The sequence below is a fragment of the Maribacter sp. genome (genome assembly GCF_039974175.1).
In the GTDB taxonomy this organism is placed as follows: Bacteria; Bacteroidota; Bacteroidia; order Flavobacteriales; family Flavobacteriaceae; genus Maribacter_C.
Map to the genome: position 1 here is coordinate 25,361 of NZ_JBDWJN010000012.1, position 15,350 is coordinate 40,710.

12 protein-coding genes are annotated in these 15,350 nt (G+C 39.7%); 8 read left to right on the forward strand and 4 right to left on the reverse strand.

The annotated features are described in order from the left end of the window. Window positions 1–48 precede the first annotated feature (48 nt). On the reverse strand, window positions 49–756 hold the full coding sequence (locus tag ABJN95_RS16220) for a LytTR family DNA-binding domain-containing protein (protein ID WP_348371918.1): 708 nt from the start codon (window positions 754–756) through the stop codon (window positions 49–51). Further along, entirely contained in the window at window positions 753–1,781 is a 1,029-nt protein-coding gene (locus ABJN95_RS16225; RefSeq protein WP_348371920.1) for a histidine kinase, read from the reverse strand. Before ABJN95_RS16225 ends, ABJN95_RS16220 begins: the two co-directional genes overlap by 4 nt. 186 nt (window positions 1,782–1,967) lie before the next feature. Between ABJN95_RS16225 and ABJN95_RS16230 the strand changes: the two genes are divergently transcribed. Continuing rightward, a complete protein-coding gene (locus tag ABJN95_RS16230) occupies window positions 1,968–4,352 on the forward strand; it encodes an outer membrane beta-barrel family protein (RefSeq protein WP_348371922.1) in 2,385 nt (794 codons plus the stop codon). A gap of 194 nt (window positions 4,353–4,546) precedes the next feature. Further along, window positions 4,547–5,842, forward strand: coding sequence for a prolyl oligopeptidase family serine peptidase (locus ABJN95_RS16235; RefSeq protein ID WP_348371923.1), 1,296 nt, complete (start codon window positions 4,547–4,549; stop codon window positions 5,840–5,842). Window positions 5,843–6,006: 164 nt separating this feature from the next. Here ABJN95_RS16235 and ABJN95_RS16240 read toward each other — a convergent pair whose 3' ends face one another. Further along, on the reverse strand, window positions 6,007–7,104 hold the full coding sequence (locus tag ABJN95_RS16240) for an alkaline phosphatase family protein (protein WP_348371925.1): 1,098 nt from the start codon (window positions 7,102–7,104) through the stop codon (window positions 6,007–6,009). 107 nt (window positions 7,105–7,211) lie between these two features. Here ABJN95_RS16240 and ABJN95_RS16245 point away from each other — a divergent pair, with 107 nt between their 5' ends. Both ABJN95_RS16245 and ABJN95_RS16250 read left to right on the forward strand, forming a co-directional pair. Continuing rightward, window positions 7,212–8,231 carry a kelch repeat-containing protein gene (locus ABJN95_RS16245; protein ID WP_348371926.1) on the forward strand — a complete coding sequence of 340 codons (1,020 nt, stop codon included), beginning with the start codon at window positions 7,212–7,214 and terminating at the stop codon, window positions 8,229–8,231. Between the two features lie 21 nt (window positions 8,232–8,252). Continuing rightward, complete coding sequence (locus tag ABJN95_RS16250; protein WP_348371927.1) at window positions 8,253–8,666, forward strand: VOC family protein; 414 nt, start codon at window positions 8,253–8,255, stop codon at window positions 8,664–8,666. An 18-nt stretch (window positions 8,667–8,684) separates the two neighbouring features. On the opposite strand, the gene ABJN95_RS16255 is transcribed toward ABJN95_RS16250, so the two are convergent. Continuing rightward, a complete protein-coding gene (locus ABJN95_RS16255; protein ID WP_348371928.1) occupies window positions 8,685–11,252 on the reverse strand; it encodes a zinc-dependent metalloprotease in 2,568 nt (855 codons plus the stop codon). A gap of 368 nt (window positions 11,253–11,620) precedes the next feature. On the opposite strand from ABJN95_RS16255, the gene ABJN95_RS16260 reads away from it, so the two are divergent. Genes ABJN95_RS16260 through ABJN95_RS16275 form a run of 4 tightly spaced genes read left to right on the forward strand, consistent with a single transcriptional unit; the run spans window position 11,621 to window position 14,861 of the window. Continuing rightward, window positions 11,621–11,980, forward strand: a complete 360-nt coding sequence (locus tag ABJN95_RS16260; protein ID WP_348371931.1) for a fructose 1,6-bisphosphatase — start codon at window positions 11,621–11,623, stop codon at window positions 11,978–11,980. Between the two features lie 8 nt (window positions 11,981–11,988). Further along, complete coding sequence (locus ABJN95_RS16265; protein ID WP_348371933.1) at window positions 11,989–12,852, forward strand: cell envelope biogenesis protein OmpA; 864 nt, start codon at window positions 11,989–11,991, stop codon at window positions 12,850–12,852. Continuing rightward, window positions 12,839–13,336, forward strand: coding sequence for a Rab family GTPase (locus ABJN95_RS16270; RefSeq protein WP_348371935.1), 498 nt, complete (start codon window positions 12,839–12,841; stop codon window positions 13,334–13,336). The genes ABJN95_RS16265 and ABJN95_RS16270 overlap by 14 nt, the downstream gene beginning before the upstream one ends. Further along, window positions 13,329–14,861 (forward strand): ATP-binding protein, encoded by a 1,533-nt coding sequence (locus ABJN95_RS16275; RefSeq protein WP_348371936.1) that lies wholly within the window; start codon window positions 13,329–13,331, stop codon window positions 14,859–14,861. The genes ABJN95_RS16270 and ABJN95_RS16275 overlap by 8 nt, the downstream gene beginning before the upstream one ends. Window positions 14,862–15,350 lie beyond the last annotated feature (489 nt).

Below are 15,350 nucleotides of genomic sequence, written 5' to 3' on the forward strand. Positions count from 1 at the left end.
TTAATCAATTGTATATTCAAAGCTACGCTCGCGCTGCCTCAAAGCAGATTATTTTAAAACGTGCTTCATAAACCGCTCCTTAAAGGCCCGACCTATGGGTATCTTCGTTTGGTCATCTAAACGCACTTGGTTACCGATAATCTTTTCGATTTTCGAGATATTTAAGATAAAAGATTTATGAGTTCGAACAAATTTTTTCGAATCGAGCTGTTCTTCCCAAAAACGCAGCGGTTCTTGTGACAGGTATTTCTTTTCCGCAGTACTGATTTCAGTATAATCAGAATCGGAGGCTATATAAAAGATATCGGCAACGTCAATTTTGATATGTTCATAGCCCGATTTAATAAAAATCATATCTGACAAAGCGGTGTTCTCCATTTGATTTTCGCCTTTTACCTCTTGAGATATCGGTGATTTGACTTTAGAAATTGCCAGTACAAATCGTTCGAAAGAGAAAGGTTTTAACAGATAGTCTACTACATCATATTCATAACTTTCCAAGGCATAATCAGGAAAAGCCGTAGTCAAAATTATGTGCGGCTTCTCTGCCAATACTTTTAGGAAATCGATGCCCGAAATCTTCGGTAAATGAATATCTAAAAAAATAAGGTCTACAGTTTCTGCTTTTAGGAAGTCGATCGCCTGAAGTGCATCTGCAAAGGTGGCCAACAACTCCATATTGCCCATATCATTGATATACTTCTGTAGTACTCTTTGCGCTGGTGGCTGGTCTTCGATGATAATGCAACGTATCATGCCGGGTCCTTTTTTAATTGCATCTTCAAATATACCGTAAATAGGTCATCAATAACCTGAATGGCCAGTTCATGGGCATCAGGATACAAGAGTTGCAAGCGTTTTTTGACATTCTGAAGCCCTATTCCACTAGAGAGGTTGTCGACATTGGTAAGTTGTTGGAACGAATTTCTACATTCGAATGCAAGCATGCCACTATCTGTCACCTTAATCGCTACGTCGACGGTGATACCCTTTGATTGACTTGCCGTACTGTGCTTGAATGCATTTTCGATAAAGACGGTTAAGATTAAAGGCGCAATGCGATAGCCCGATTTGATATTTTTCGTTTCGAAGCTCACCGTGCCGCGTTCCTCGATTTGCAGCTCGTTCAATTTGGTGAAATTTTTTAAGTGTTCGATTTCCTTGTGTAATGCAACGTATTGCTCCTTGCAGTCATACAGCATATAGCGGAGTACCGAGGAAAGTTCCAAAATGATAGACGGTGTTTTTGCAGATTGCACCATAGCATAGGAATACAAATTGTTCAGGTTATTGAATAAAAAATGGGGGTTAATCTGCGATTTTAAAAACTGTAGCTCACTTTCTTTGACCGATGAGCGAAGCTCGTCAACTTCCAACTGCTTTTTCGAGGCATCCCATGCAAACTTAAAACCAGACAGTATCATAATCACAGGCATAACATCTAAGAGACTAAAGACAATACCTGGAAAATGTTTTCCGCGAGTGTCGGGGTAATAGATCACCTCAAGCACCATCTCTTCGATCATAATATTTGCCGTGATTATCACCGTTACGGAGAGAAAGAAAAGTAAGTATTTCTTGGTGTAGAAAAAACGGGGCAACAAAATGTAATTGATAACGAAAGCGCCAAACGCATAGTTTAAAAACGCCATTATTTTATATTCTTGAATCGAGGGTTCGTTCTTGTCGAAGGAGAAAAACAAGAAAAGCACAATATGAAGCAACAGCTGAAACACCACCTCTTTGGAAGTGCTATTTAAGAACGATAGTTTCGATGCCATATTCCAAAAGTAAACTATTATGCCAAGTGACCTTGTTTAAAACTGCCATCGACCGATTTAGCACCGTAAACGTCTATTTAAGCCAAGGGTGTTGTTTAAGGGGCAATCCCTGTCGTTCACAGAATATAGTCTATTGCTCTAAAATAAAAGTCCAACTTTGAGGTATCAATAAAAACGAATTCACTCATGATACATAAACTGTGCTATGGCCTACTTCTTGCGTTCCTATTTTTTACTATGGATGTGGTATTGGCCCAATCCAAGACCACTACCATTACTGGTAAAGTACTCGAGGAAACCAGCCAACAACCTATTGCCTTTGCGACTGTTATGGTGGGCGATAATGAAACCAAAAAGCCCATTGACGGCACCACAACCGCAGATGATGGCACTTTTGTTCTGGAAACAGATGCCACTGATTTCTTTATCGAAATTAGTTTTCTAGGTTTCGAAACCAAGACGTTTGGACAACCCCCTGCCCCAGGTGAAAAAATCGACCTAGGCAATGTCACTCTTTCGGAAGATGCCGAGCAATTGCAGGAAGTTGTGGTAGAGGGTGAAATTTCTCGTACTGAATTCAAATTAGACAAACGCGTTTTTAATGTGGGCAAGGATTTGAGCTCTACGGGTGCCAGTGCCTTAGAAGTTTTGAACAACGTACCCTCAGTAAACGTCGACATTGAAGGGTCGATTAGTTTGCGCGGAAGTCAAGGGGTGCAAATTTTGATCAATGGTAAACCTTCGGTAATCGCCAGTGAACAAGGCAATACCCTAGGCACACTTACTGCCGATATGATCGACCGGGTAGAAGTGATTACCAACCCCTCTGCGAAATATGATGCTGAAGGCACTTCGGGTATTATCAATATCGTAATTAAGAAAGAACAACGCAAAGGGCTGAACGGTTCGGTATCGGTAAATACAGGAGCGCCTGATGCGCATAGTATTGGCGTTAGTCTCAATCGACGTGGCGAAAAATTTAATTTGTTTAGCCAACTCGGCTTTGGTATTCGCGAACTACCCGATGACCGCATAAATCGGAATGTTGATTTGGTAAACAACACCACAGTACTTTCAACCGGAACGGAGTTTCGCAATGAAACCTATTACAATTTTGTGCTGGGCACCGACTATTACATCAATGAAAATAATATTCTGACACTTTCCGGAAATTTTTCGTTGGAATTGGAAGACCAGCCCTCCGCAACCAATTTCACCACACTTGATGCTGCAAACGAATTGGTATCTGAATGGCAACGTACCGAAGTTACAGAAGCCAGAAATCCGAAATTCCAATATGAATTACAGTACAAGAAGGAATTTAAAGATGATGAAGATCACACCTTACTGTTCAGTGGATTGGGGAGATACTTTGGTAAGGACCAATCTTCGGAATTTATAAATTCAACGATTTCGGGCATCGATAACGATGCTACCCAAGAAACCAGAACCGACTTCAAGGAAGCGGTTTATACCTTTAAATTAGATTATACTCGGCCCTTTGCAAAAAAGTGGAAATTGGAGTCTGGAGCCCAGTTTGTATTGAATGACGTTGCGAACGATTTTGAAGTCAATAATCTTATCAACGGAAGTTTTGTAAATGACCCCGGTTTGACCAACATTTTTGAATTCAACCAAGATGTATTGGGCCTCTATAGTACAACTGCCTATGAGGGAGAAAAATGGGGAGTGAAGGCGGGCCTACGTTTGGAGCAAACTAATCTCAATACCCTGCTGGCAACTACCAATGAGGTGAATGATCAGCGCTATACCAATCTATTTCCAAGCATGCATTCCTCCTATAAGTTTTCAGATAAGATTTCTATACAAGCAGGCTATTCAAAACGCGTTTACCGGCCTAGAATGTGGGATTTGAATCCGTTTTTCAATATTCGCAACAACTTTAGTATTCGGCAAGGAAATCCGAATCTACAACCCGAATTCACCGATTCTTATGAAATTACCAGCATTTATATTTTGGGAAACGCATCCTTAAATTTTGGCGTGTATTATAGATATACTACTGATGTCATTGAACGGGTATCGATCTTTGAAAACAACGTGAATACGGTAAGGCCCGAAAACATCGGTGTGAATACAATCACCGGACTTGAATTTAATGGCAAATATAGTCCGTTCAAATGGGTGACTTTAAACGGTGATTTCAATTATAGCCAATTCGCTCGTGAGGGTACTTTTGAAGCAACAGTTTTCGACTTTACAGGCGATCAATGGTCGTCAAAACTAATGGCAAAGTTTAAGTTGCCGGCCGATTTCGAATTTGAAACTACCGGAAACTATCGGTCGCGGGTACGAACGGTTCAGGGCATCAGAAGTGACTTTCTATATATGGATTTGGGTATACGAAAAGACATCATGAAAGGGAAAGCGGTATTGAATTTAAGTGTTCGTGATCTGTTTGCTTCGCGCGTCAATGAAAATTTGATCGCCCAAGAAGATTTTGAGGTGTATAGTCGCAGGTTGCGTGGTACTTTTGTGGCTTTTGGTTTTAGTTATGGCTTCGGCAAAGGCGAGGCCATGCAGTATTCAGGTCAGCGTAGACGATTTTAAAAGAATTTCTAAATAAAGAGCGATTGCTGTTGGAGCTAGTAAGAGAATCCCCAAGATGATTACAACGACCATCAGAAAGAATATTGATGCTTGCAAGCCTCAATGAGGGCTAATTTGATGAATAACATTGTTGTTCATGCCTAAAAACCAACCGTACTAAAATAGTATCTTGTTCCTCTAAAACTACATACTCCATGGAGAATACCAAAAAGTTCAGAAGCTTACCATTCCTTTTAGCCCTTATTTTTACGATCTCAAATTTGACTGCCCAAGTGGCCGAAGGGCAAGGCGATTACAAGCTTATCGTGAGTGCATATGACTGGGGCCCCGGTGTGAATAAAGTTGTTTTACCTGTGGAGAAAGAAGTCACCGAGGCAAAAGCAGCTGAATTTTCAGTTCGTGTCGAGCGAAGTGCAGCAGGGGTAGCAATGAGACCCGATGAAGCTGAAGGCGATAGAAAGGTGGTGTATGCCTATGTTTCAGATAACAAGGGAAACAGAACTTCTAAGGGAAATCATATTACCCTTGTTTTGTTTGTTAGTCCAGATGATGCGCTTACCTCCCCCATCAAATATGTTTTTCAAAATGGCCGCGGAAGCAATCAATGGATTGATTATAAATTAGTCATTAGCCATGTTTCAGGAAGCGTTTGGAATACCGAAGCGGCACGTATTGTATCCGAGATTGACAAGTTTGACTTGAGCGGAAGGCATACTCAAAATGGCATCACTTTGACCTATGGATCCTTTGAACCGAAAAGTGCAGACGAAAAATCTCCTTTGCTAATTTGGCTTCATGGGGGTGGCGAAGGAGGAACCGACCCAAGTATTGCGCTAATTGCCAACAAGGCAACGAATTATGCCTCTGAAGAAATACAGTCTATTTTTGGTGGAGCTTATGTTTTAGTTCCGCAAACACCCACTTTTTGGATGCAGCAAGCGAACGGTACCTATACCCGCGGAAAGGAAAACGATATTTATAATGAGGCATTGATGGGCTTGATCAAAAAATATGTAGCTGACCATCCTAAAGTAGATAAAGATAGAATTTATATCGGGGGTTGTTCTAACGGAGGTTATATGAGCTTAAAATTGTTGCTGTTGCATTCAGAGTATTTTGCTGCGGCCTATATCAGTGCTCTGGCCTACCACGAGCAATACATTACTGATGCCCATATCGCTAGCATCAAGAACAAACCCATATGGTTCGTGCATTCCAAAGATGATCCGGTAACCAAAGCTGATGAAACCGTGGTGCCATTGTACCATCGATTAATAGCAGCGGGCGCACCCAACATTCATTTTTCGTACTACGATCATGTTACCGACCTCAGTGGGGTATATGGAGGAAAAGACTATCATTTCAACGGCCACTGGTCGTGGATATATTCGCATGCCAATCATGCCGATTTTGACTTTAATGGTAAGCCTGTGATGTTTGACGCTACGCCGGTAACTTTAATGGAGTGGATGGCCAAGCAAAGTCGGTAAGATATCAAATGGCAAACTTCTGAAATCAAAAAACCGATGTCTCCACACCGGTTTTAACCAACTAACTCAAACCAAACCACCTCCGATAAGGTGAGTGGCAAAGTTCTGGCACAATAGTAATTCTTAGGTTATCTAAGCTTTAAGTTAATATTATCTCTGCGTTCTTATTCCTTAAAAATTGGTAAAGGTTTCCCAACCATAGCCGTACTTATCTTTTGCAATTCTAAAATTTTAGCTATGGTGGGTGCAATTTGGTTGCTGTGCAATTGTTCGTTTGTGCTCACTTCCCCGTCAGCTTTAATGCCACTTCCGAATAGAATAAGCCAGACGCTTCCCGCATCTTTTACCTTACTCCCATGGCCTGTCCATGTCTTAAGATCAATCGCTCCTCTTCCGTGATCTGTAGAAATTATAAAAACCGTATGATCTTTGTAAAAGGGGTCTTGTTGAGTAAAGTCCCACAGTGTTTTAATAAAAGAATCGGTAGTGTTTGCCGATTTTAGGTAGGCATCATAATGGCCTTCATGTGCAAAATCATCAGTTTCCCCATAGGCGATATACACTAGTTCAGGATGGTTTTTTTTCATATGCTCCAGGGCATAATTATGGGTAAAAGCATCTAGACGAACAGTGCTCCAAGGGCTTGGCACGGTGGGTTGTAATTCATTCAAGAACTTTTCGCCTGCTGTCAAATCATTACCTATGGCCAATTCAAAACCTGCATTTACGGGAACCCCAGAGCGTTCTTCGTTTATGATGTAGGGAAAGACATCCCAGCTACCAAAAGCGGCGACTTTGCCCTTATAGCGTTGGTCTTTGTTGGCGATTTCTAAAATGGTGGTGTTGGGGTTATTAATTTTGTCATTGCTATCTATTCTTGAGTCGTCTGCTTTTCCAGATAGAATTTCGTTATAACCTGGGTAGGAAAACCATTTGGTATTGGTCAAGTCTACCTTACTACCCAAATGTCTATTTCCGTGAATTTGTCCCATTTTTGATACTTCCTTCCATAGAAATGGAAATAGTAACTCGCGACGTTCTTGAGGTGAATCTCGCCAAAAACGTTTCTTCAATGCCGTAGTATCACTTACATATTCTTCATGGTTTATTAAAAGTGGGTCAGCGCCCGAAAAGAGTTCTTGCCAGCGTAAACCGTCTAAAGTAATCAACACCACTTTCATAGATGATGCTTCTTGTGCCATGGAAAGCGATGTAATAAAGCACACCATTAGGGCAATGGAAAAAGGAAAAATACGTCTCATACGGCTGAGTTTTTATCAATTTTGAGAAATCAAAAGAATAAAAGCAATAAATTTATGACTCATCTTAAGTTCACAACGCTAAAATTAAGACTTAACACCTAGAAATAATGCTAAAGACCCTTTTTTATATCTGTTGTTTGTTGCTATTAACCCAATGTAAGGAGGCTCCAAAAGAAATAGAATCTGAACCCCTGGCAGAGGAAGAAAAGGCCGATTTAATCTGGCAATCTGTAGTTTCAAAAGATGAAAGCAAACCCGTGCAGCGCCATGAAGCCGCTTTTGTTCGCGTTGGCCAGAAGTTCTATTTGTTGGGCGGTAGAAGCATTCGACCAGTGAGTATTTATGATACACAAACGGGCAGCTGGACGGAAGGCGCTGAACCACCCATTGAAATGCACCATTTTCAACCCGTGGTTTATAAAAATAAAATCTATTGTATTTCTGCAATGACGGGAGGGTGGCCCGATGAAACGCCGACTACACACGTATACATTTACGACCCGGCTACCGATGCTTGGAGTACAGGCCATGAGATTCCTGAAGAACGAAGAAGAGGTTCAACTGGCAATGTGTTGCACAATGGAAAGATTTATGTTGCTTGCGGCATCAAAAACGGACATATAGGCGACCACAAAACTTGGATGGATGTATACGATCCTGTTACGGGGAAATGGGAAGTCTTGGCCGACGCCCCACGGGCGAGAGATCATTTTCAGGCGGTTTTGGTCAATGGAAAAATTGTTGCCCCAGCCGGAAGAAATACTGGAATAGTACCCGATGAACCTTTTGGAGGAACAATTGCTGAGGTGGATGTTTATGATATCGCTTCAAATACTTGGGAAACCTTACCAAATAATATTCCCACAAAGCGGGCAGGCAACGCTGCTATTCTCTTCGAGGAGGAGATTGTAGTGGTTGGCGGAGAATCAACTACCCAAGAAAAAGCCCATGCCGAGGTAGAGGCACTAAATTTAGAAACCAATATATGGCGAACACTTCCTTCGCTTATCGAAGGGCGTCATGGTTCTGGCCTATTGGAATATGAAGGTGCTATTTATATTGCTTCTGGCTGTGGTAATCGCGGTGGTAATCCTGAGCTTTTTACCATGGAGAAATATGGCAATTAAACCGCTTAGAGGCCATTGTAAATGAAGCAGCATATTGCGCATATCGCCTTGGTTGTCAAAGAATACGATGAGGCGATTCAATTTTATACAGAGCAATTGGATTTTACGCTCCTTGAAGACACCCAATTAAGTGAAAATAAGAGATGGGTGGTAGTAGCTCCTCCGGGAGCAAATGAATGCGGTCTCTTATTGGCCAAAGCGGCAAACGAAAAACAAGCTCAAAGCATCGGAAATCAAACGGGAGGAAGGGTATTCCTTTTTCTTTTTACAGATGACTTTTGGCGCGATTATAACAAGATGCTCGCTAAGGGAATCAACTTTGTCAGACCGCCAAAAGAAGAATCGTACGGAATAGTTGCCGTTTTTGAAGATTTGTACGGGAATATGTGGGACTTACTAGAACCCAAAGAAAATAAGAGAGTAATTCGAAATTGAGCGATGTAAGAGCAGCCCTTATTCCTTCCCGTCCTCTTTAATCGAAATATCTTTCCGAAACGGAATAAATAGTGGATCTACATCTTCCGTTTCCCCTACAACGGCTTCAATTTCTCTTTTCAAATAGTTCAGGTGGGCAATGGTGAGTCTATCAGTCATGACGGGAATGGTTCTTTTAATTTTCCCTTGAAGGTTTAAGAGATTGTCTAGCGCCAAAGAACGAACATCGGTATTTGAAGTATATCCTTTCGAAAGTTCCGCTAAAAGTCCCTCAACAAAACCTTCGGTCACATCGGGTTTGTACAGCGCAATCATATTGGAAACATATGATTTCTGCAATTTTCTTCTATAGGCATTCGTCTGATAAAATACGTTCATGTCTCCCCACACCAACTGGTTTAAGTCATCGATATAATCTTCAGGCCGATACGGATTTTCATCTTCATACCGCTCAGCGATAAAGGTCATTCTACTAAGTCTGCTGCCTCCTAGCAAGTTTATCATCACGCTCTCCATCGTCTTGGTCACTGATTCTTTAGATCGTGGTGACTGTATCGCATTCAAAATATCGTTCCGCATCAACCATTTGGGTTCTTGAAAAATATAGTTGTTCAAAAATACCAACGCCTGTTTTTGGGTTTGAATATCTATTGGTCGATAAACTTCACCTTGCTCTCCCATTGTTTTCGGAGTTACGTAGATACCCCCAATATTTTTGGTCACGTGAAAAATGTAGTCGCTATATTGATTGACCAAATCGCTATAAATCTGATCAAGATTGGAGTAATCATCACTGTCACTTTCTTTCACCCAGTCTTTTATACAAGGTGCTATTCGCTGCAGGTTTAAAATACCATACATACTAGCCTCCATGGCATTATCCCCTAAGTCTTCTGTCTGTGATCTAGGGTCAAAATCACGCCCCTCACCACCAAACCACAATCTGCGGTTATTGCTTACGCTATCAACGATCATTTGACTTAACAGCTCTCGCTCTTCATTACGGTCAAGCGCTTCGCTACATCTTGCGTAACCCCATTGAATGGCCCATTTGTCATAGTCTCCAATACGTGGCATAAGATCTTCAACCGGAATATTATCTTCGGGCTGGGCAACATAATTGAAGCGTGCGTAGTCCATTATAGAACTCGTGTGACCGTTCTTTTTCAACCATGCAGCATCTCTCAATTTTTCTACCGGAGTTGCCGAACTTGCGCCCATATTATGACGAAGTCCTAGGGTATGCCCAACTTCATGTGAGCTTACAAAGCGAATAAGGTTCCCCATAAGGTCGGTATCGAATTCCATTTTTTGGGCTCGTTCATCAACCGCCCCCGCCTGCACCATGTACCAGCTATGCAACAAATTCATAAGGTTGTGATACCATCCGATATGACTTTCTAAAATTTCACCACTTCGTGGATCGACGATATTTGGCCCGTACGCATTCTTTGAGGGAGAGGCAAAATATCGCAGTACAGAAAAACGGGCATCCTCCAAACTCATGGTCGGATCATTTTCGGGCCATTCCATACCTATTATAGCATTTTTGAAACCAGCTTGTTCAAAAGCAATTTGCCAATCATTGATACCTTGAATCAAATAGGGTCTCCATTTTTTGGGCGTAGCCGGATCGATATAATATACAATGGGTTTTTTAGGCTCCACCAATTCGCCACCTTTCCATTTTTCGAGATCTTCTTCATTAGGTTCAAGTCTCCAACGATGAATGTAGGTGTTTCGATCTACCTTTTGCTGATCATCTCCATATTCTAAATAGGAACTGGCAAAATAGCCCACACGTGCATCGGCATACCGTTTTCGCATGGGCTCCTTAGGCAATAAGATAAAGGAATTGTTGATTTCTAGGGTAACTACCCCAGCAACAACGGCCGCCGGAAGTTGTTTTTTTCGTTTTCCGGTGGTTGATTTTGCCTTATAGGTTTTAACCGTTTTGATTTCGGTATTTATGGGAAAAGAATTGATGGCCTTGATATACGACTTGTCTTTTTCGATTCCTAAAAGTTTGTACGCATCTTTTTGAGGGCTGCTAAGCGCTAAAAGCGGGTTTTCACTATTTAAAAATGAGGTGACTTCAATCAAATGGGATGCTTTCTTTTCGTGAGAAGCCTTTATATCAAACGCCTCTAAAATAGGCGTAATATTCGAATTGTTGACCGCTTTTGAAATGGCATCATTTTCATCGGCAGCACTTACCAAGGTAGCAATGCGAAGAAAGACATTGTTGGTTGGACCTCTTTCAAAAACAATGGTGTTCTCTGAAATTTTTTCTCCCCCATAGTTACCCGCTCCAGATGGGGTTTTAATAAACCGAGTTACCACTAGAATTTCTCTATTGAACAGACTATCTGGAATTTCGAAATAGTACTTTTCACCTACCCTATGTACATCAAAAAGGCCTATTTGTGTAATGGCTTCCTTTGTAATAATACGGTCGTAAGCCTTGGTTTTACTAACAATTTGACTGGCAGAATCGCTAGATGTATTCTTTTTGTCAAAAATATTCAAAGAACTACAAGAAGTATTTAACAATAACAAACCAATAAGTAGGACAACAGGTCTCATATGTAGCGAACGTGTCAATTTTTAGTTTCGTATGAAGTAGTTGGGTCGGGGTATCTATTTAACATAATTGTATGTGAACAATACGTTATAAGTGACATAGATAGATTACTAAGATACAATTATTGACCCAAAATGGTGGTTTATCTAAATAAAAAGGCCTACGTACCCAGTAGCAATTCTATGTGTAAAATTCAACTGTAAGCTGCGGTAACAGTTCAGCTTGATAATGTGAACTTGAAAGAATTTCTAACACAAAATGAATGACAAAGCCCTGAAATGTTGTATTTTAGCCCTCCCTAGTTTATCAAACTATTGCCAGACTATTGATGAATCTTTGCTAGACCTGTTCCATTTAAAATAAAGACGCCATGGCCAAGAAAAACGACACTATGTTTAAGCTCGAAGATAAAATCGAAAGCTCAGTCTCTAAAATTGACGTTATCAAAAACCTGATTTTCGGCGAAACGATGCAGGCCTATGATACTGAGTTTGAAGCACTCAAGAAAGATATTCTTAAGAAAAAGAAAGTTTTGGAAGATCTCATTGAGGAAGTTCGAACTGATCTAAATACTACCATAGACAATGTATCGACTGATGCGAATATACGCATCACCGAATTGGAGAAGAACCTAGAGACAAAATTAGAAGACCTTGGTGAAGAAAGTGTCAACAAAAAGATTCTTGGGAAACTTCTGGTCGAGCTGGGCGAAAAAATCGGCTCTAAATAATTATTGTCATGTATCCTAAAATGGATGAAAAAGACAAGTTAGAAATCTTAAAGGATATTCTTCTGGCTGACGAGCATGAATTCGAGGCTAAGATTTCTCGTCGCATCGAACAGCTAGAACAAACAGTAAATGAACGTGAAAAGCTGTCTGAAAAAGTAGATCCTATTATTGCTTTTCAACTTCAGGAATTTAAAGAGAGTATTCCAGAAAATTTAGGACCTACAATTACCGAAACACTTAGAAAAGAAATAAAAATCAACAAAGATGTTGTGGTAGATGCATTGTATCCAATTTTGGGTAAAATGATAAAAAAGTATGTAGCACAAGAAATGAAGCTGCTTTCAGATAAAATGAATAATCAGCTAAGTTTCTTATCCATTGGTAAAAGAAAGTTCAGGTCATTTTTTACAGGAAAAAAAGAGGAAGAACTTATGATGGATGATTTGGCTACGGCTAGAATTCAGCAAGTACTTCTAATTGAAAAAGACTCTGGTATTTTAAAGGCAAGTTTCTCTCAGTCTGACGCAATGGATGAAGAAATGGTCTCGGGAATGCTCACTGCGATCAAATCTTTTGTTGAAGATGCCTTTAATCAAAGAGATCAGAACCTAGAACTTATAGAATACGAATTATATCGAATTCATTTACAGAGTTTCGCTACGCACTATGTTGCGGTTGTAATATCAGGTAATTTTGTGCTGAGTGCTAAAAACAAACTGCAAGATATCATCTTTGATTTCTACAACAGTTTTATGGCCATGAACCTTGATTTGGTCTTTGAAACGAACAATGCGCAAAAAAGTATCGTCCCAGTTCCCAAATCTCGAGTAGAAAGGGAATTGGCTAAATATTTTGGTAATGCAAAGCTCTAAAAAAGTTGTTGTTTTAGGGCACTTTGGTGTAGGCAAAACTTCTTTAATTCGCAGGTTTGTAACCGACACTTTTTCGGATAATTATAAGGTTACTATAGGAGTTCATATCACCAAAAAAGTGGTGGAAATAGCTGTTGATAGCACAATTTCTTTAATACTTTGGGATTTAGAAGGCACCGATGATATCCAATCAATAAGACAATCCTATTTGTTAGGCACCCACGGTGCTGTTTTTGTATTCGATATTTCTAGGCCATCAACCTTTCAACATTTGAATGAGGATTTACAACTTGTTGCTGAAAAAATGCCCGAAGTTCCACTCATGGTGGTTGGCAATAAGTCTGATTTAGTCGAAGATGCTGAATTGAAAAATCTATTGCAAGCACAAGAGCTAACGGTCGACTTTCTTACGAGTGCTAAAACAGGTAGTGCGGTCAATGAGCTGTTTTTAAAGCTGGCAACCATACTTTCTTCTGATGCTTAAAGAATTCAGACAACAATATACCAGTACAAATGAACAATTTGTTCTTACAGATAAAACAGGTCTGGTTCTTGAAAGTGAACAAACACTCTTCCATATTAAAAAAGGGAGTTCGATTTTTGAATTTCATCTCTTTTTTGAGAGTCTAGTACCCCTATTGGAAGGCATAGCGGATGAGGAAACCAGTTTTCATTGTATTCATATTGAACATGATGGTCAGTTATACATCGTTGACATTCTGGCTGTAGTGAAGAAAGCGGGTTTGCTGCTGATTATCAAAAACCTTACTGACCACTATAACGCCTATCAGAACGTTACCCAAACCCGCAATGAGTCGGTCATTAAAACAGAGTTGACGGTGCTAAAGAATCTCGAACTGCAAGAAAGAGAACGCTTTAAGAATCGATTCATACAGAATTTTAGTCATGAGTTGAGAAATCCGTTGACCAGTATTATGGGCATTACCGAATTGCTTGGTGATACCAAAATGAGCGATAATCAACAGAAAATGCTCGATTTTCTAAAAGAATCAAATACGAACTTGCGGTTGATGTTAGAAGACACCCTCAGCATTGGAATGATCGATGCTGGAAAGTTAGAAATTAAGCAAAAACTATTCGGGTTACAGCGACTATTTGAATTAATTCAATTTACTTATAATGCCAAGGCCAAGAGTAAAGCGTTGAATTTTGATTGCTCTTGGGATGTCAAAATACCCGAATTTGTGGAAGGTGATCGCTTAAGACTTTTTCAGGTTGTAACGAATTTACTAGATAATGCTATCAAATACACGGAAAAAGGAACAGTCTCTTTTAGCGTACAATTAAACCAAAAAAGAGCGAATACCGCAAGCATTCGATTTCGTGTGACCGATACGGGATTGGGTATTTCTAAGGAAAATCAAGAAGTAATTTTCGAAAGCTTTTATCGTTCAGATGGGAGTGAGAAAACCAAAGGTACCGGATTGGGACTTACCATTACAAAGAGGTTATTGGAACTTATGGGAAGTAAAATCAGGTTAAAATCGGAGTTGGATAAGGGATCGGAATTTTATTTTGATATGGTTTTTAAATACCCTTTACTTTCTTCATTGGAAACCAAATCACTACATACTGATCAAGAATCGTCAATTACATCAAACGGGAAAGAGCAACGCAAGTTCAAAATTTTATTGGTTGATGATGATGCGTATGTTCAAACTACCTTGTTCAAAATGCTATTAAATACCAATAGATTTAAAATTGACCTTGCTTATGACGGAGCCATGGTGTTTCAAGAAGTAGTTAGTAATAATTATGATCTGATTTTGATGGACGTTAACCTTCCCAATCTTAATGGAATTCAAATTACCAAGCTTATCAAAGATTTTCCTTTTAATAATATTAAAAACATACCAATAATTGGCATAACGGCAAATGCCTATCAAGAAAATATAGACCAATGTCTAAAGGCAGGTATGCGCAAGGTTTTGATCAAACCCTTTGAAAAAGAAGAGCTTCTCCAGACGCTTTACAAGGTGTTACTTTAAGCATATTCGTAGGAAAAAGATTATAAATATGTATTTTATCGATAAAACTTGCTGTTTATCGACACTCTAAATTAAAAATCTCATTCTTCTTTCAAATAGCCATTGACTGTATAGTTTTGGAGTACAAGGAAACTATAAGGCATGAATATTTTAGACACCCCATTTATTGCAGAATTTTTTTTCGTTCTCAGCACTACAGTATTCGCGATAACATTATACGCCATATTACCCGCTTTAATTTACGATAAAGCAACGCTTTCAAAGCCGTCTATGATCAATAGGTTGTGGCGTAGGTTTATGAGTACAAGAATTTCTAGTATGCCTTAATTGAAGTGATAAAAAAATGAACCTAATAATGACGATAATAAACAGTTGCAGGAACTATACTAACACTAACCATTAAGTTATGTTCCAGTACCAACAATGAGAATAGCTCAAAGCTAAGTTTACAACAAAATGGCGACGTTTTAATTGCTTGAAAAAAACTGT